The organism is Rudaea sp. 3F27F6, from assembly GCF_005503555.1.
Taxonomy (GTDB): domain Bacteria; phylum Pseudomonadota; class Gammaproteobacteria; order Xanthomonadales; family Rhodanobacteraceae; genus Rudaea.
In genome coordinates this window covers 513,008-530,762 of record NZ_SCNG01000002.1, presented here as the reverse complement: position 1 = coordinate 530,762, position 17,755 = coordinate 513,008, and the positions used below count along the sequence as shown (strand labels likewise).

The following is a 17,755-nucleotide window of genomic DNA, read 5'->3' as shown; positions in this document are numbered from 1 at the left end:
TTCAGCCCGCTATCGAGTATCGAATGCGATTTCAATGCGCGCTTTTCAGCAGCTCGGTCTTGGCCCGTGCAAGTACGGGATCTCGTCCTGCACGTACGTCTGCAATGGTTTCGTGGACGACCAAATTGGGGGCGATTCCTTTTCCGACGAATTCACGGCCGTCGGGATATTCATCGCGTTTGACGCAAATTCGTGCAAAACCGCCTCCGGGCAACTTGAACCTCAAAGGTTGTCCGGTGCTGCCGCCCGTAGGTTCTCCGACCAACACACCTCGGTGCATCATGTCGAATGAGGCGACGAAATCTTCGCCCGCGGAAAAAGTGCGCGGTCCGATGAGAACAGCGACGGGACCGGTGAAGACTTCTTTGCGGCTCGCTTTATAAGGGGCGTGGTCCAGCGCGGTCCAATCCATCCTTCCTCCTCCTTGAGCGCGATGAGTTGGCGTGTAATCGCGCTCACGCGGCAACGTTGCTGGAATTGGTTCAAGACTGAGATAGCTCAGAATTCGTAATCCGTATTTCGTCGATCCGCCGCCGTTGTCACGCAGATCCAGCACGAGCCCTTTTGATTTGCTGATGTTGGACCAAGCCGCCTCGAATGCCTTGACCGTTGCATCGTTTTCGAACTGATCCACATTGAGATAGGCGACGCCATTGCCCAGATCGCGGAAGACGGGCTTGGGCGAACGCTTCGTATCTTCGCTGAGCGCGCGGCTGATGTTGAGCGAGCTCTCGCGTCCGCGCGCATCGCGCAGCTTCAGTGCGACGGGCTTGTCGATGTCTCCGGACAACAGGCCGTAGGTATAGGCACGAACATCCGTGTCCTGTGGGGTGGAACTGCTCTGATAGGGTTTTACATGCTGTTCTGCGTATTCGCGCACCGGCTGACCATCGACCGAGAGGATTTCATCGCCGACGTGCACTCCTTGCTTCTCCAACGCCACATTCCTGACGTCTCGGACAAGTACATGACCTTCGACAAGTTCCGTACGCAAGGGCGGGCGCGAGTAAAATCGGTTCTTGAGCTCTTCCGGCGGATAAATATTCGTGTGACCGTCACGGAGCAGAGGCGCCAAGCGCATGAGCACTTCGTAGTACTCCCGCGTCGTCTTTGCTTCCAGTACCTGCGGGAGAAATTCGAGATAAGTCCTATCCCAATTGAGGTCCGGGATATGGTCGAAGTAGACGAAGTTGTAGTTGGCCTCCGACCAGAATAAGGACAGGCCGGCGACGCGCTGTTCCGGAGTCAAGGACTCGCTGTAGCCTGTCGCAATATCGGGATGCTGCCAAAGGCGATCGATCGCCGCCGCCTGTTCGCTCATGTGCTGGTACCGCGGTTCCGACGCAAGAGACTTAAATTCGGAACGGGACGTCGGCATTCCGTTCAAAACGCCGACGTGCGCGGCAGCTTCCAGATGATCCAAGGCTGCGGACTTCTCGCCGAGCCGGGCATAGGCCGCAGCCAGATCGAGTTCGATGTCATAGCGGCGATAGCGCAAATAGATGTTGCCGTACGAGATTTCTTCGTTCTGAGGTTGATCGAGTACCCTCAACGCCTGATCGAGCAGTTCAATTCCCTTGCGGATATCGTCTGGAGTTGCCTGATCGGAAATAATGGTTCTTGCCTGCTTGCGAGCATTCTGTGCTTGCTCATAGGCGAACTCGCCGGGAAGCTGCGGAGACGAGCCGGCGCAGACTGCATTCGCGCAAGGCAGGACCAGCAACACGGATATCGCCAGCATCCTCGAGACCGGTGTCGCTCGGCGCGGGGAAAGGCTTGAGTAAGTCGCTACTTTCTCCATGGTTACCCCCGATTGGCAGTGATTCGTGGCGGCCGGAATGATGTAAGCCGGGCCGATCGTAGCCCAAATAGATTTGCTGTTCTCATGGAAGAGCAAAGTAGAATCGTCGGCTGCTGGCCGATATTCAACGCTCAATCAACGGAAATCCGTGCCATGACAACGAATACTCTCGTCGGTGCACCTGCCTGGGCCGTCGCCATGCGGCGGTTTACCGTCTTTGTTTCACAGGACTTCGGCGGCGGTCCGCGGCCGTGGAAGCTGGCCTGGATCATCAATTTCCAGAAAGGCGGCACAGCTCTGTTTATCGCCGCGCTGATGGTTTACTACAACAACTATTCGACCGCGGCTTGGATCTACCTCGCGTTGCATGGCAGCTACGGTATCGTCTGGCTGATCAAGGATCTGTGCTTTCCCGACCAGAGCTGGCAGACGCGCGTTACGATCGGTGGCGGCATCAACGCGTTTGCGTGCGTGCTCGCTCCGTACTGGTTGATCGGCTGGCTGCTGGTTTCACGCACGGTGCAACCGCATTATCCGTTGCCGGACAACGCCTGGTTCTGTCTATGCGCCAGCTTGGTCATCGTCGGCGTTGCGATCATGGTGGCCGCGGATGCGCAGAAATACTTCACCCTGCGCATTCAACGCGGCCTGATCACCGACGGCATGTTCCGCTATGTGCGTCATCCGAACTATCTCGGCGAGATCATGATCTACGGCGCGTTCGGCCTGATGGTGTGGCATTGGATCCCCGCGCTGATCCTCGGCTACATCTGGCTCGGACTTTTCGCCGTGAACATGATTTTGAAGGAAACGAGCATGTCGCGTTATCCGGAATGGGAAGCCTACAAAAAGCGCTCGTGGTGGCTGCTGCCCGGTGTGCTTTGAAAAGCTATCGTAGTCCGTCCGGCAGGCAACGCTCTCTAGGTGGAAGGATTGGGTGCCAGTGTGCCCGAGTATCCAAATAGCTTGCCGAGCACAGGGGCTCTGATCTCTACCGAGAACCGATACAAGCCTTGATCGATGCTCTTCGACGCCACCGTGGTAGGAAGAATGGCTCGCGGGAGGGGAATGCCGAAGAGCCTCGTGCTCCGATGCACCCAGTGCCATCCACCAGACACGACGCGGACGTCGAGGAGCAAGGTGAGCGGGCCCGAACGCTCCACCCAGTAGCCGGACGGATAGCGGCCGACGAGCTTGAACTCCGAATGGAACCGGCTTTGCCCATTGAATGAACGCACCCAATGCAGGACGCCGCCATCGCTATAGATGGACACTTCTAGGGCATGCTCACCGGATGTAATGGGGACGCCGAGTCTGGAAGCGATGCGCCTGCCGAGTGCGCCAGCGATGCCCCGGCCGAAGGAGACGTCGACTTGACCGGTGAGAATGCTGGGGTTGCGATGCAGGTCTTGGAGCAGGGAATGCAGCTCGTGAAATTGGTTGCCGAGCCACTCTTCTGCAATGTGTTGCATATGTTTGCCAGTAACAGACGCTCGATGTAATCGCCGACCGCCGTGATCGGCCTAGTTGGAAACCCACGCGAGACTGGCAATGACGATTGCGTATTTGGAGGTACGCATGCCAGATTCTCAAGACACGCTGCTATCGCGGCGGCCTCCAGCTTAGCGCAACGTGACGTGGCTGACTGCTTGAGCCAGCATCCAGGCAACTCACAAATTTGCTGGAGGCAACTGGACAAATGTGGATGCCGGAAAACAAAAAACCCGCATGAGAGCGGGTTTTTCGAGAGATATCCGGATCGCGTTGGACTGCTTCGGACTAGTTGTTGGTCAAGGGGAGAGTCGATTATACTATGTATTATATTGATTTAGAACAAATTATTCGACTAGATGTTTCTCTTATACTCACAATCGTACTCACAAATTAGTACGGTACTCAACTCTGTCGACTCAATCGCCGTCTTCGAGGTTTCCGCGGAACTCGGATGCGATCGGCAATGGCGCCAAGGCTAGAGCGCTAGCCACGATATTCATCCAAGCTGGGCAGCAGATCGAAGTTCGCTCACGGGCGGAAAGAATTCTCCGACTTCACAATTGAGAGCTACCGCAATCTTTATGAGCGTCGGAATGGTGGCGGCACGTTTGCCGTTCTCGATCATGCCAATGTGCGCTCGATCTAGTGGGATTGCGTAGGCGAGCTTATCTTGGCTGACCCCGAGATTCTTCCTGACTGCCCGGATACGAGCACCAACCAAAGCCAGTTCCTTGGGAGGCACAGACTTCCGGCGCTTGGTAGGCGCGTCTTTCTGGCTGGAGCCGGCAAGTTTCTTCATGCCGTGAGGATAAAGATGTGTTGCGCATACCACCTCTGGCGGAGCTACTCTTTTGATGCCATTTCAGGAGATAGCAAATGAATACGATAGGTCGCTCATTGGCCTTGACTACTGTTTTATATGCCTGCGGAGTGGGGCTGTCTGGGTGTACGGAGGAACAGGTACGTCAATTTTCGGAGGGGATGCAACAAGGTGCGCAGCAGTCAAATGAGTCCGCGTGCGCCCCTGGTTCTACCTGTTTTTCGCATCTTGCTCCGGAAGTTCAAAAGCAGCGTTATTGCGACATGCATCCGTCATATGGCTGCCTTCAGTCGCTTGGCGGGAATAGCGGCAACTCTTCCACGGAACAGGGAACTGTTACGCATATTTATGTGAACGGTGTATTGCACACGTGTGTCGGCACTGGCGCGAGCATGAACTGCACTTGACCCTAGTGATTTGGCAGCTCTTAAGCTGCGCGTTACCGACTAGCTTAATCAGCGCCGAACTCCGCGCAGGATTTTGACGCGATTCGCTGATGCGTCAGAGGCGAGAAATTCAGGAATCGTGTGCCCTGTACGTCTAGGGCGCGACAGAAACTCTACGGCCATTCGGTGATCCTAGCCTTCTTAACGTGAGCATATTGACCCGGCTCATTCTCCGATACGTATTCACGCTGCAGGACGAGTGCGAGCGGTGGGTCCGCGCCCATAGTGCTATTTGAAAAAGCAAGAGCCTCGTCATAGCTCGCGAATGGATGGAAGTAGTCCACGTCGTCGCATTCGTTGGGTACACCGAGTTCGGGCTGGCACAAAACGCGATACTACAATACGGCATCCCACACGTATCCACGGCCAGCGTTGGTGGCTGCATCGAAGCTCCCGACGAGATTGGGATCTAGCACTTCGGGGTGTTGCATGAGGGGATTGGATGCCCAGGAGTTGATTTGAATAACTTCCGCTACGGCTGTCGCCAGGATACCCTACGCCCTGTTCTTGCGATCTCGCCAAATGCTACATCTCACTGGATCGAGTGGCGCTCAGCGCATCTCCTCTCGACATCTTCCCAATCGACAGAGCACCAAGCATGAAACTCCGCATCCAACATACGATTTTGCTGTCGATTTTGCTCTTCGTTCCCCATGTGGTTTTTGCTCAAGGTGATTGCAGCGGGCCATGGACTTGGTGGTGGAGTACGCAGCCTTGTTTCTCAACCTTGAGTGCGGCAGAGGCGGCGATGCGCGCCGACCCCTCTCCGTCAGAGGGGCGATACTTATTAATGCCAACTGGTATTTCGGGAGGGACCGCGGCTTCGCCCGGAAGTATTGTTATAAATTATACCGTGTCCAATAAAAATATTGGGCCAGAATTGGCTCAATATTATCATGCAAATCCTCAAAGCGGAGACGGGGTGATCAATTGCCCCAATGAAACTAACTCCCTATATCCAGGGAGTTGTACCTCCGAAGATGAACTCAAGCAGGCCGCCTTGTCCAGTCGCTCTGGGCAATGCAATGTTTCTGTTACGTATTCGGGACAATATGCGCTGCCGTACGGCTGGGAAATAGGTGCTGGGAGCACCAATCCGGACGGCACCCAGCAGCCCGCTGTATTCGAAGACTACGGTCCAAGGTCATTACTGAATGGCGTTTACACTTATTCTCCAACAAAAACGCTGATCATTTCTTCCGATACTTGCGTCGCGCCCATACAGCACTCCTCCGTGACTTACAACGTCCTGCGATCACACTCGGCAAATTGTCCTTTGTATTTTTATGCTGCTGGTGGATATAACTCGGCTTACTTCCCGAATCAATCGCCTTACGCACCTACGGCTGTCTTGCCAACTGCAATTTGTCGGAATGATGTAAAAGACTCTATTGGTCAAATGGTACTTCAATACAATACGTGTAATACCAATACCAATAATCCTTGTTCTCCCACGACGGGGCAGAAAATTAGAAACGAAGTGGATTTTGATATCGATGGTATTCGATTTGAGCGGCACTATCATTCGATGTCGCAGGTGGCGTCTTCGTTTGGGTTAGGAAGAAACTGGATGCACAATTTCTCTGCCCAGGTCGAACTATCTCCGTCGCCCTATTTCCAATTCACTGGGTATGTTGTCGACGATGATGGGAATATTGAGTTGTTTGAATTGGTCGCAAATAACCAGTACAGCTCGACCAACCTGCCGGGAAAAATACTCCGTCAGACCAGCAATGGATGGATATTGACCAACAATGAAGATCGGGTGGAGACCTTTGATCAGAAAGGGCGGCTTGTTCAAATAACCAACCGTAGCGCCGCGGCACAGACCCTCTCTCTCGCCTACGACACGTACGGGCGGTTGGCCACGGTCACCAACGAAAAGGGCCGGAGCATCTCATTCAATTATGGGGATTCGGTCCATCAGGATCCTACTCAGTTCGCGAGTCTCGCTTCGGTGACACTCCCGGATGGGGCATCACTGGCCTTCAGCTATGGTTCGGGGGATTTGCAAACGGTCACTTATCCCGGTGGCGCGGTGCGTACGTTCCAATACAACGACACCCGCTTTCCCGGCTATCTGACGGGCATCGTCGACGAGAACTCGAATCCTTATGGCACGTTCACCTATGACAGCGTTGGTCGGGCGGTATCCAGCGTGCTCAATACGGGCAATCCAACTTCGCCGACTGCCGATGCCGTTTCCTTGGTCTATAGCTCAGATGGCAGTTCGACCAAAGTAACCCGGGCCTCTGGACAAACGGATGTGTTCACGTTCAACACGGACCCATTTCGCAAGCCCGCCTCCATTGTGACCAACGGCTCTCTTTCCAGTCAGACTACGTATCAGACGGATGGGCGCCCAAGTTCTGTGGTCGACAAAAATGGAACGACGACTACCTATTCTTACGATAGCTATCATGAAACTTCTCGCACAGAAGGCTCTGGGACTCCATCTCAACGAACGGCAGCAACCATCTGGGATCCCAGTTTGGATCGCCCAACCCAACGAACAATCACAGATGCATACCACACAACTGCGTCGCTAACTACCTGGTCTTACAACGCTCGTGGTCAGATCTTGGCGCGTTGTGAGATAGCCCCTTCTGTCTCTGGTGCGGCTTCGTATGCATGCGGATCGTCAGCCAACGCGCCTCTCGGCATACGCCAGTCGAGCTACGCGTACTGCGAACAAACCGCTGTCACAGCTGGCACGTGCCCCCTGATCGGTTTGGTTCTTACTGCCACAAGCCCGCGAATCGATGTCTCGTCTACCATGATCTATACGTACTTTCAAACCACTGATCTCACCGGATGTTCTACGGCGGGTGGCAGTTGTCATTACCTGGGGGATCTCTATCAGATCACCAACGCTCTGGGCCAAACCACCACCTACGTCAGCTACGATAAAAACGGCCACGTCACGCGGATGAAGGACGCCGGCGGCACGGTGGCGGATATGACCTATTCGCCACGCGGCTGGCTGCTCACGCGCACCGTGCGCTCCAATGCCGATGGCTCTTCGTCGTCCAACGATGCCACTACTACCTTCGCCTACGACAATGTCGGCCAAGTGATCCGGATCATCCAGCCCGACGGCGTCTACCTTTCTTACACCTACGACGCTGCCCACCGCTTGACCGATATTGCCGACAACGCCGGCAATGCGATTCACTATACCCTTGATGCCACCGGCAACCGCACCAATGAAACGACCAAGGATCCCGCCGGCACGCTCACGCGTAAGCTGTCGCGCCAGTACGATCAGTTGAGCCACCTGACCAAGACGCTCAACGCGGCCAATACCGCTGTGCACACGTATCGGAATCCGACCGAGGCGGCGCCGACCAGCATCACCTACACCAACGGTTACGACGGCAACGGCAATGCGATTTATTCGGTGGATGCCAATGGCTTCGGCACCGAGAACCAGTACGATCCGCTCAACCGCCTGACCAAGACTCTGCAGGATCACGCCGGCACCGGCGCGACTAAGGACACGGCCACGCAGTACGCCTACGACGCGCGCGACAACCTGCGCAGCGTCACCGACCCGGACGGTCTGGTCACGAACTACACCTATGACGGACTCAACAACCTCTCCGCGCTGCAAAGCCCCGATACCGGCACGAGCAGCTACACCTACGATGCGGCCGGCAACCGCACGGGCCAGACCGATGCGCGCGGCGTTACTTCGACCTATACCTACGATGCGTTGAACCGTTTGACCGGCATCAGCTATTCGACTACGAGTCCCAATGTCAGCTATAGCTATGCCTACGATCAAGCCAACGCCACGACCGGCTGCGCGAGTTCCTATCCGCAAGGAAGATTAACCACGATCACCGACAACTCTGGCAGCACGGTCTACTGCTACGACCGCCGCGGCAACGTGACGAGCAAGAAGCAGGCGGCCAATGGCATTATCTCGACCACGGGCTACGCCTACACGGTGGCCGACCGTATCCAGTCCATCACGTATCCGAGCGGCGCGATCGTCAGCTACACGCGCAATGCGCTGGGCCAGATCACGGCCGTTACTTACAAAGCCAATGCCACGGCCAGTGCGCAAACTCTCGTTGCCAATGCGAGCTACCTGCCGTTCGGGCCGCTGAGCCAGATCACCTTCGGCAATGGACGAACGCTGAGCAAGACGTATGACAAGGACTACGCGATCAGCCAAATCGCCAGCTCCGATCCGAACGGCCTGACGTTGCAGGCCGGCGTAGACGCGCTCGGCAATCTGACCCGCGTTGATGCGGGCTCACTCGGACGCCGCTACAGCTACGATCCGCTCTATCGCCTGAACCAAGTCAAGGACGGCGCATCCGCCGTACTGGAATCCTATGCCTACAACCGCACCGGCGACCGGTTGAGCAAGACGCTCGGCGGAAGTACCGATGCGTATTCGTACTCGTCGCCACTGACCAGCCATCGGCTGGCGAACGTCGGCGGCACTGCACGCACCTACGATGCGAACGGCAATACGACCCAGATCGGAACGAATGCCTTCGTTTTTGATAACAGCAATCGCTTGGTGCATGCGGCCGACTACGACTACTACTACAACGGGAAAGGCGAGCGTGTAGTCAAGTTCACCCAAACAACGGGCGGCGGCGGTGCGAGCGTGAGCAAGGCCACGCCAGCGGGAGTGGGACAGACAACCGTTGTCGACCAGACGACGTTCGTCTATTCGGAGAGCGGTGCTCTGCTCAGTGACACCGAAAGCACAACGCGCTACAACATGTTAAGTCGAGCGGCGGGGGCAATAACCATTGCCGCTACGGAATATATATGGCTGGATGCGACGTTGGTTGGCATCGTGCGCGACGGCAACCTTTACTATGCCGAGACCGATCAATTGGGCACGCCGCGTCGTGTAATCTTACCGGGGAATACGACTGCGACCGATGCGATAGCCTGGGCATGGGATTACTTCGGTAGTGCGTTCGGCGAGCATGCGCCGGATGAAGACCCGAGTAGCAATGGGCCGTTTACGCTGAATCTACGCTTCCCCGGCCAGTACTTTGATGCCGAAACAGGGCTCGGCTACAACTACTTCCGGGATTATGAGTCGGGGACGGGGCGATATGTCGAGAGTGATCCTGCCGGGTTGCGTGGCGGCATCAGCACCTATAGCTATGCAATGCTCAACCCACTTAGTAACCATGACCGACTAGGCTTGAGAGCCTGGAATATTAGATGGGGCGTTGGCGGAGGAGTAGGACATATCGTAGTCGGCGGTTCCGTCTACAACCTGGAATTTTCTGACCCAATCTCGAGCAAAAGCTGCTCGTATACCGTTTATTGTGGTGGAGTCGGCGTCGGTCTGCCGGAAGCGGGGTTGATTTCGCAAATTGCTAAATGGGAAGATGGAAAGGGCGATTGCAGCGATTGTAATGACCATGCCGGTTACGGATGGCAAGTCTTTGCTTCCGCAATTTGGGGCCGAGGATATAGCTTGGGGGGATATCTTGAAATTCCAAACGGGCCAACCGTTACGGGAGATTTTTTAAACAAAGACGGTGGGGCTGTTCGAATAGGTACGGGCATTAACCTGTGTAGATTTAGTCTGAACTAGCTAAGGTGAGCACGTATGCCAGAGATAATTGTCTCCCTGCTCTGCGGCCTTTTGTTCGTATATGCCCATAAGGTGAGTGGCGCTATTAGCACATTCTATTCAAACTACCCCATAGTGCGGCTGCTTCCACAAAAACAGTACCAGCTAAATAGCATATACATTCGAATAGGGGCGGCCGTTTTGTTTATTGCGGCAATCTTGCATCTACTGATGTAGGAGTTTGATTAGATATGGTCGGACACACCTAACGCATCTATCCGCGTCGCTCACCCGTCCACGGCGATAGCCCCAAGCGCAGGACTTCGGCTTGCGCCATGCGTGCCTTGTCCGGCGATGCGATGCTTCGTAGTAGAAGCAAGAGTTCGATCTGAATCGCGCGGTCTTGTTCGGTATCCTTATTGTGTCGCTGTGGTGTGCCGACCAGCTCAGTCAGGTTCTCGATCGATTGGCGCAAGCCTCGGCGCGTGGCAAGCACGTCGTCCTGGGCGGCCAGTCGATCGCGAATGTAGGTCGACAATGGCTTGCCCTCGACGGCGGCCGACTCGTACAGAGCGTGCTTCTCAAGGCTCAGGCGCAACTGGATGGGAAGCCGAGAGGCATGTTCACTCCGTAGTGTGTCTGTAGTGCAAAATATAGAGAAATTACAGGTTATGCAGAGATAGTTGTAGTGATCTTTAACTAGAATCGAAAGGCCTCTTGCTTAACAAAATGAGTAAGATCAACGAGTCGAGTGTCATCGATAGGTGCGTATGGTATATAGGCCTTTTTAGGTTTAAGGGACCATGCCAGAAACCGGCAAATCACTGCGTTTTTTTGGGCGGCCTCGACCCAAGAAAGTCCACATTGCGGCGCTGTCGCGGTAGCGACGGCGCAGATGGCGCAGCGGTGGGACAACGATGGGCGGTGTTGGAACAACAGCGGGCAACATCGTGCGGAAAGTAGTGGGCTGCATCGCTCAAACCGGCCCAACCTGAGAGTGAGTTTTCCGGCAAGCTAAGCCCCCAAGGGGCAGGAGATTGTCGTGAAGAAGAAGCGTTTTGCCGTGGAACAGATCGTGGCGGTGCTCAAGCAGGCCGAGCTGGGCATGGCGGTGGCCGACCTCACACGTCAGGTGGGAGATTTCGGAACAGACCTTTTATCGTTGGAAGCGGCTGTATGGTGGTCTATAGTCCGATCAAGTCCAAGAGCTGAAGCAGTTGCAGGAAGAGAACGCGCGGCTGAAGAAACTGGTGGCGGAGTTGAGTTTGGACAAGGCCATTCTCCAGGATGTCGCTTCAAAAAAATGGCACGGCCCGCGTTGAAGCGAGTGGCCGTGGCCTACACGGTATCGCGCCACTGCATCAGCCAACGGCGGGCCTGTCGACTTTTGCGTCAGCATCGCAGCGCGCAAGCTTACGTGTCCTGTAGAGATCCACGAACGGCGTTACGACGACGAATGCACGAGATCGCCAAGACGCGTGTTCGCTGCGGCTAGCGTCGCCTGCAAGTACTGTTGCGCCGCGAGGGTTGGCAGGCAGGCTGTCGTTGTGTCTCTTGCGCAATCGCTCGCAGCCTGGGTTATATCCTCAAGAGCTTTAAATCGCCTCGCTCGCTCAGTTTGTTCAAGCTGTAGCTTCCGCTGCAGACTGTTGCTGATTAATAGGATGAACAACGATCCAAAAATTGCAATGACCGCGGGGAGGGTCGTCACCCATAGGTCTACTTTCGACGGGCTCGTCGGTGTCGCATCCGCGACCAATATCGAAACATGATTGTCAGCCGCATCTCCGTTCATCGAGGTTTCCCCTTAACCAAGAGACTTCAAATTCTACGTATCCAAGGCGAATCGGCGGTACGCCGCTGAGGTCCAGACGAACTCGCAGCACTTATAAACGCGTAGGTCGTCGCAATGTCGGCATGACTGAACATCGGCCAATAGATTCAAAGAGCTGCTGACGATGCGAGATCCTCATCATCGCGACGAGACGGTAATCCACAAAGCAAAACGGGCGATCTTATTCAGATCGCCCGCCAAAATCTTATAACTTATTGATTTTGCTTTGCATTTGGTGCCCAAGGGGGGACTCGAACCCCCACACCTTACGGCGCTACCACCTCAAGGTAGTGCGTCTACCAATTCCGCCACCTGGGCAACTGTTCTTTCGCTTGGCTTCCTGCCGCGGCGGGAACTTTGCGTTCCGAGCTGCGTATTGTAGCGGCTGTGCGGCCTGCCGGTAAAGATTTCTTACTGCTTCTTCGGCGTTTCTTTCTTCGCGTCGGCCGGTTTGGTTTCGGTCGGCTTCGCTGCCGCGTCGTCCTGCTTCACGGGCGCTGTAGCGGCAGGTGCCGTAGCGGCCGGAACGTCCGAGTTTGCGGCCGGGGCGGGAGCACCGGCGGCCGGAGCCGCGGGAACATCGCCAGCCACGGGCGGGGCGGCGGGGGTTGTGACCTTCGGCGCCGTCGCTACCGTGCCCATGATGCCGAGATCGTCCGACGGCTTGAGCGTGCCGGCGTTCTTCAGGTACCAGGCCATCGCGAGGCTCAGCAGGAAGAAGACCGTGGCGAGGATCGCCGTGCTGCGCGAGAGGAAGTTGCTCGCGCCGCGCGAACCGAACACGGTGCCCGAGGCGCCGCCGCCGAAGCCGGAACCCGCCTGTGCGCCGGCTCCGCGCTGCAGAAGGATCAGGATCGCCATCGCGACTGCGATGAGCACGTAAACGATGTTGAAAAGGGTGAGAAGCATAGTCGAATCCGGCGAATCACGACTGCGCAGCGGCGCAGATCGCGAGGAAATCCGAAGCCACGAGGGAAGCGCCGCCGATCAAGCCGCCGTCGATGTCGCCTTGAGCGAACAGTTCGGCCGCATTGCCCGGTTTGACGCTACCGCCATAAAGAATTCGGAGCGAGCCGGCTATTCTAGCATCCAATTCCGCGACTTTGCTACGGATGAAAGCGTGCATTTCTTGGGCCTGCGCTGGCGTGGCGGTGCGCCCGGTGCCGATCGCCCAGACCGGTTCATAGGCGACGACCGCATTTTCGAGAGAGGACACGCCCGAGGCGGCCATGGTCGCACCGAGTTGCTCGGCGACGACCACGAAAGCCTGGCCGCGGTCGCGCTGTTCGAGCGTTTCGCCGATGCAGAGAATCGGGGTCAGCCCGACTTCCTGCGCGCGTGCGAATTTCTCGGCGACGCAGAACGCGTTCTCATGGTGCAGGGTGCGGCGTTCGGAGTGGCCGACCAAGGTATGCGTGGCGCCGATGTCCTTGACCATCGCCGCAGCGGTCTCGCCGGTATAGGCGCCTTGCTTGTGCTCGCTGACGTCCTGTGCCCCGAAGATCAGGCTCGAATCCGCATGGCGCGCGACGAGTTCGGAAAGATACGGGTGCGGCGGCAGGATCGCGATATCGATCGCGTCGAGCGCATTCGACGCGCGCACCTTGGCGATCGCATCGACCAGCTCATGCGCCGACGTGCGCGAACCGTGCATTTTCCAGTTTCCGGCAACGAGTTTGCGGCGGGCCATGCTGTATCTCGAATGGGCGAAGCGGCAAGAATACACGCAAGCGGTGCGGCGGCGGAGCGGCTGCGATCTGCATCGCGCGGCAAGGATCACAAGTTGTTGCATCGCGCAAGCGTTGGCAAGACTGAATGCGCGGACTATCATATTCAGGCTGAGCCGCTGCGGTTTGCGCGGCTCTGGTTGCAGATTTGTCGTTCGTGATGCCGCTTGCGACGCTGCTTGCACCGTGTGGTCATATCGACAGTTTTCTGGATGGATCGCGTTCTGTACGCGGTCGCTGATGCGTCAGGGAGATGCGGAGGCTTTGCGTGCTGGCTGAATATTTTCCGATCCTACTGTTCCTTCTCGTCGCCGGCGGTATCGGTATCGCCCTGCTTGCGATCGGCGCGCTGCTCGGTCCGCGCAGCACGAACAAAGAGAAATCCGAAGCGTACGAATGCGGCTTCGAAGCGTTCGAAGACGCGCGCATGCAGTTCGACGTGCGCTACTACCTGATCGCGATTCTCTTCATCCTGTTCGATCTCGAAATTGCGTTCCTGTTTCCCTGGGCGGTCGTGTTCAAGCAGATCGGCCTCGTTGCGCTGATCGAGATGGCGATGTTCCTCGCGCTGCTCCTGCTCGGTTTCGTCTACTGCTGGAAAAAGGGCGCCCTCGAATGGGAATGACTGCCTGCCTCGGGGCGCGATTCGTCGAAATCGCGGCTCTTATCGAGAAGTTCGGCCCAAGACGGTCGGTTCTCGATCTCGGCGGGCAGGGACGTGAGCACAAAAGACTATGAGCGCAACCGAAACCACCATCGAAAAAAATCTGTTCACCAATCCGGTTGCGACCGGTCCGGTGGAAGACATCCTGCGTCCGGGTGAGGGCAATCCGCTGCTCGAGCGCGGCTTCGTCACGGCATCGCTCGACGGCCTGATCAACTGGGCGCGCACCGGCTCGATGTGGCCGATGACGTTCGGCCTGGCCTGCTGTGCGGTCGAGATGATGCACGCTGGTGCGGCGCGCCTCGACCTCGACCGCTACGGCGTCGTGTTCCGTCCGAGTCCGCGCCAGTCCGACGTGATGATCGTGGCCGGCACGCTGGTCAACAAGATGGCGCCGGCATTGCGCCGCGTCTACGACCAGATGCCCGATCCGAAGTGGGTCATCTCGATGGGCTCGTGCGCGAACGGCGGCGGCTATTACCACTATTCCTACGCCGTCGTGCGCGGCTGTGACCGCATCGTGCCGGTCGACGTCTACGTGCCGGGCTGTCCGCCGACCGCCGAGGCGCTGATCTACGGCATCCTGCAATTGCAGAAGAAGATTCGCCGCAGCAGCCCGATCGGCGAAAAGCAGATCGCGACGAGCAAGTCGCCGCAGAAGCAGGTCGTCATCAACAACGTCATTGCGCGCACATGAGCGACACGCCCGCCACTTCCGCTTCCGCTGAGGCCCCTGCGGCGCCCGTGACGCTGGCGCAGCGCATCGCTGCGCGGCTCGGTGCCAAGATCATCTCCGCCGACGAATCGCTCGGCGAAACCGTCGTCGAAGTGCTGCCGGAAAACTGGCTCGCCGTGGCGCAGGCGCTGCGCGACGAGGCCGATTTCCACTTCGAGCAGGCGGTCGATGTCTGCGGCGTCGATTACCTCAGCTACGGCCAAGCCGAGTGGGACACGACCGACGTGTCGTGGACCGGCTTCTCGCGCGGCGTCGAAGGCGAGGGCCCGGGCCGTTTCCAATGGTCGAACCGCCCGTTGATCGGCATGGGGCACAAGCGTTTCGCCGCGGTCGCGCATCTGCTTTCGATCAAGAACAACCAGCGTGTACGCATCCGCTGCCATGCGCAGGACGATGCGCTACCGGTGGTGCCGTCGCTGACTGCCATCTGGCCGGGCGTGAACTGGTTCGAGCGCGAGGCGTTCGACCTGTTCGGCATCGTTTTCGAAGGCCATCCGGATCTGCGCCGCATCCTCACCGACTACGGTTTCGTCGGCCATCCGTTCCGCAAGGATTTCCCGCTGATCGGCAACGTCGAGGTGCGCTACGACGAGGAACTCGGCCGCGTGATCTACGAGCCGGTGACCAGCGTCGAGCCGCGCGTCGGCGTGCCGCGCACCGTGCGCAACGATTCGCGTTACGACCAGGCCGCTGCCGAGACGGCTGCGACTTCTGCAGCAAACAAATAAAGAAAATTTTCGCCACGGATTACACGGATAGCACGGATCAAGAACGAGCGAAATGAAGCAAGGTTCCACAGTCCAGCTTTTGCTTTATCCGTGTTCATCCGCGTAATCCGTGGCAAATAGGCTTTGATTCGTTATGCAAGAAATCAAAAATTACACGATCAACTTCGGCCCGCAGCATCCCGCTGCGCACGGCGTGCTGCGCCTCGTGCTCGAACTCGACGGCGAAGTGATCCAGCGTGCCGACCCGCACGTCGGTCTTCTGCATCGCGGCACCGAAAAGCTCGCCGAGTCGAAGCCGTTCAACCAGTCGATCGGTTACATGGACCGTCTCGACTACGTGTCGATGATGTGCAACGAGCACGCCTACGTGCGCGCGATCGAGACCTTGCTCGGCGTCGATGTGCCGGTGCGTGCGCAATACATCCGCACGATGTTCGACGAGATCACGCGCATCCTGAACCACCTGATGTGGATCGGCTCGAACGCGCTCGACCTTGGCGCGATGGCGGTGTTCCTCTATGCGTTCCGCGAGCGTGAAGAGCTGATGGACTGCTACGAGGCAGTGTCGGGCGCGCGCATGCACGCGACCTACTATCGCCCCGGCGGCGTCTATCGCGATCTGCCCGACCGCATGCCGCAGTACAAGGAGTCGCGCTGGCACAAAGGCAACGATCTCAAGCAGCGCAACGAGTGGCGCGAAGGCTCGATGCTCGATTATCTCGAGGCCTTCACCAAGGATTTTCCGACCAAGGTCGACGAATACGAAACCCTGCTGACTGACAACCGCATCTGGAAGCAGCGCACGGTCGGCATCGGCGTGGTGCCGCCCGAGCAGGCTCTGGCCTGGGGCATGACCGGGCCAATGCTGCGCGGCTCGGGCATCGAGTGGGATCTGCGCAAGAAGCAGCCCTACGCGATGTACCACAAGATGGATTTCGACATTCCGGTCGGCGTGAAGGGCGACTGCTACGACCGCTATCTCGTGCGCGTCGAGGAAATGCGCCAGTCCAACCGCATCATCGCGCAGTGTGTGGAATGGCTGAAGAAGAATCCGGGCGACGTGATCGTGCGTAACTTCAAGGTCGCGCCGCCGCACCGTGTCGAGATGAAGGACGACATGGAAGCGCTGATCCATCACTTCAAACTGTTCAGCGAAGGCTACAGCGTGCCCGCGGGTGAAACCTATGCCGCGGTCGAGGCGCCGAAGGGCGAGTTCGGCTGCTATCTGATTTCGGACGGCGCAAACAAGCCGTTCCGCGTCAAGCTGCGCGCGCCGGGCTTCGCGCATCTGTCGTCGATGGACGCGATCGTGCGCGGCCACATGCTGCCCGACGTCGTCGCGATGATCGGCACCTACGATGTCGTGTTCGGCGAGATCGACCGCTAAAGGTATTTAGAAGATGAAAGCCACTGGCCACTACGCCGAAGTCAAGGACGTCGATCCGCTCGTCGTGCTCAACCAGCACACGCGCGAGCATATCGACCATTGGCTGACCAAGTTTCCGCCGGATCGCAAGCGCTCCGCGCTGATTCAGGCGCTGTTCGCCGCGCAGGAACAGAACAACGGTTATCTGACCGACGAACTGATCACGGCGGTGACGAAGTATCTCGGTCTGCCGGCGGTGTGGGGTTACGAAGTCGCGAGCTTCTACTCGATGTTCGAGACCACGCCGGTCGGACGCAACAACGTCGCGGTGTGCACGAATATCTCGTGCTGGCTGAACGGCGGCGAAGGCATCTTGAAGCATTGCGAGAAGAAGCTCGGCATCAAGGTCGGCGAGTCGACGCCCGACGGCCGCGTCTATCTGAAACAGGAAGAGGAATGCCTCGCGGCTTGCTGCGGCGCGCCGATGATGGTGGTCAACGGCCACTATCACGAGAAGCTGACGCCGGAGTCGGTCGACGAGATTCTGGATGGGTTGAAGTAGCAACAAGAGCAGAAAGG

Annotated in this window: 13 protein-coding genes, 1 tRNA gene and 1 pseudogene; 8 read left to right on the top strand and 7 right to left on the bottom strand. The window is 57.5% G+C overall.

The window, feature by feature from the left end; translation table 11 throughout:
• Positions 1-31: 31 nt before the first annotated feature.
• Positions 32-1,936: a S41 family peptidase gene (locus FFS30_RS10115; RefSeq protein WP_137913013.1), complete on the bottom strand. Its 1,905-nt coding sequence runs from the start codon at positions 1,934-1,936 to the stop codon at positions 32-34.
• A gap of 18 nt (positions 1,937-1,954) precedes the next feature.
• Between FFS30_RS10115 and FFS30_RS10110 the strand changes: the two genes are divergently transcribed.
• On the top strand, positions 1,955-2,686 hold the full coding sequence (locus FFS30_RS10110; protein WP_212742451.1) for a DUF1295 domain-containing protein: 732 nt from the start codon (positions 1,955-1,957) through the stop codon (positions 2,684-2,686).
• 35 nt (positions 2,687-2,721) lie between these two features.
• On the opposite strand, the gene FFS30_RS10105 is transcribed toward FFS30_RS10110, so the two are convergent.
• Together FFS30_RS10105 and FFS30_RS10100 are read right to left on the bottom strand one after the other, a co-directional pair.
• Positions 2,722-3,273, bottom strand: coding sequence for a DUF4166 domain-containing protein (locus FFS30_RS10105; protein WP_137913012.1), 552 nt, complete (start codon positions 3,271-3,273; stop codon positions 2,722-2,724).
• A gap of 518 nt (positions 3,274-3,791) precedes the next feature.
• The gene (locus FFS30_RS10100) at positions 3,792-4,094 is read right to left on the bottom strand and encodes a helix-turn-helix transcriptional regulator (RefSeq protein ID WP_137913011.1); all 303 of its coding nucleotides are present in this window, start codon (positions 4,092-4,094) and stop codon (positions 3,792-3,794) included.
• A 1,065-nt stretch (positions 4,095-5,159) separates the two neighbouring features.
• Here FFS30_RS10100 and FFS30_RS10090 point away from each other — a divergent pair.
• Positions 5,160-10,142, top strand: coding sequence for an RHS repeat-associated core domain-containing protein (locus tag FFS30_RS10090; RefSeq protein WP_137913010.1), 4,983 nt, complete (start codon positions 5,160-5,162; stop codon positions 10,140-10,142).
• A gap of 253 nt (positions 10,143-10,395) precedes the next feature.
• Here FFS30_RS10090 and FFS30_RS10085 read toward each other — a convergent pair whose 3' ends face one another.
• Positions 10,396-10,719, bottom strand: a complete 324-nt coding sequence (locus FFS30_RS10085) for a mobilization protein (RefSeq protein WP_212742450.1) — start codon at positions 10,717-10,719, stop codon at positions 10,396-10,398.
• Between the two features lie 444 nt (positions 10,720-11,163).
• On the opposite strand from FFS30_RS10085, the pseudogene FFS30_RS10080 reads away from it, so the two are divergent.
• Positions 11,164-11,613 (top strand): annotated as a pseudogene (locus FFS30_RS10080) (transposase); the annotation flags it as partial.
• A gap of 575 nt (positions 11,614-12,188) precedes the next feature.
• Here FFS30_RS10080 and FFS30_RS10075 read toward each other — a convergent pair.
• From FFS30_RS10075 to tpiA, 3 genes are all read right to left on the bottom strand, one after another.
• Positions 12,189-12,273, bottom strand: a tRNA-Leu gene (locus FFS30_RS10075).
• Positions 12,274-12,366: 93 nt separating this feature from the next.
• Positions 12,367-12,864: a preprotein translocase subunit SecG gene (gene secG, locus FFS30_RS10070; protein ID WP_137913007.1), complete on the bottom strand. Its 498-nt coding sequence runs from the start codon at positions 12,862-12,864 to the stop codon at positions 12,367-12,369.
• Between the two features lie 16 nt (positions 12,865-12,880).
• A complete protein-coding gene (gene tpiA, locus FFS30_RS10065) occupies positions 12,881-13,645 on the bottom strand; it encodes a triose-phosphate isomerase (protein ID WP_137913006.1) in 765 nt (254 codons plus the stop codon).
• 305 nt (positions 13,646-13,950) lie between these two features.
• On the opposite strand from tpiA, the gene FFS30_RS10060 reads away from it, so the two are divergent.
• The 5 genes from FFS30_RS10060 (at position 13,951) to nuoE (ending at position 17,738) form a co-directional block, all read left to right on the top strand.
• Positions 13,951-14,307, top strand: coding sequence for an NADH-quinone oxidoreductase subunit A (locus FFS30_RS10060; RefSeq protein WP_137913005.1), 357 nt, complete (start codon positions 13,951-13,953; stop codon positions 14,305-14,307).
• Positions 14,308-14,416: 109 nt separating this feature from the next.
• Entirely contained in the window at positions 14,417-15,043 is a 627-nt protein-coding gene (locus tag FFS30_RS10055; RefSeq protein ID WP_137913004.1) for an NADH-quinone oxidoreductase subunit B, read from the top strand.
• Positions 15,040-15,810 (top strand): NADH-quinone oxidoreductase subunit C, encoded by a 771-nt coding sequence (locus FFS30_RS10050; RefSeq protein ID WP_137913003.1) that lies wholly within the window; start codon positions 15,040-15,042, stop codon positions 15,808-15,810. Before FFS30_RS10055 ends, FFS30_RS10050 begins: the two co-directional genes overlap by 4 nt.
• Positions 15,811-15,943: 133 nt before the next feature.
• A complete protein-coding gene (locus FFS30_RS10045; protein WP_137913002.1) occupies positions 15,944-17,197 on the top strand; it encodes an NADH-quinone oxidoreductase subunit D in 1,254 nt (417 codons plus the stop codon).
• Positions 17,198-17,210: 13 nt separating this feature from the next.
• On the top strand, positions 17,211-17,738 hold the full coding sequence (gene nuoE, locus FFS30_RS10040) for an NADH-quinone oxidoreductase subunit NuoE (RefSeq protein ID WP_137913001.1): 528 nt from the start codon (positions 17,211-17,213) through the stop codon (positions 17,736-17,738).
• Positions 17,739-17,755: the final 17 nt, after the last annotated feature.

Excerpts from the sequence above, each read along its gene's own strand:
- tpiA (WP_137913006.1), bottom strand. The coding sequence starts at position 13,645 with ATGGCCCGCCGCAAACTCGTTGCCGGAAACTGGAAAATGCACGGTTCG.
- FFS30_RS10110 (WP_212742451.1), top strand. The coding sequence starts at position 1,955 with ATGACAACGAATACTCTCGTCGGTGCACCTGCCTGGGCCGTCGCCATG.
- FFS30_RS10090 (WP_137913010.1), top strand. The coding sequence starts at position 5,160 with ATGAAACTCCGCATCCAACATACGATTTTGCTGTCGATTTTGCTCTTC.
- FFS30_RS10050 (WP_137913003.1), top strand. The coding sequence starts at position 15,040 with ATGAGCGACACGCCCGCCACTTCCGCTTCCGCTGAGGCCCCTGCGGCG.
- secG (WP_137913007.1), bottom strand. The coding sequence starts at position 12,864 with ATGCTTCTCACCCTTTTCAACATCGTTTACGTGCTCATCGCAGTCGCG.
- FFS30_RS10105 (WP_137913012.1), bottom strand. The coding sequence starts at position 3,273 with ATGCAACACATTGCAGAAGAGTGGCTCGGCAACCAATTTCACGAGCTG.
- FFS30_RS10100 (WP_137913011.1), bottom strand. The coding sequence starts at position 4,094 with ATGAAGAAACTTGCCGGCTCCAGCCAGAAAGACGCGCCTACCAAGCGC.
- FFS30_RS10045 (WP_137913002.1), top strand. The coding sequence starts at position 15,944 with ATGCAAGAAATCAAAAATTACACGATCAACTTCGGCCCGCAGCATCCC.
- nuoE (WP_137913001.1), top strand. The coding sequence starts at position 17,211 with ATGAAAGCCACTGGCCACTACGCCGAAGTCAAGGACGTCGATCCGCTC.
- FFS30_RS10055 (WP_137913004.1), top strand. The coding sequence starts at position 14,417 with ATGAGCGCAACCGAAACCACCATCGAAAAAAATCTGTTCACCAATCCG.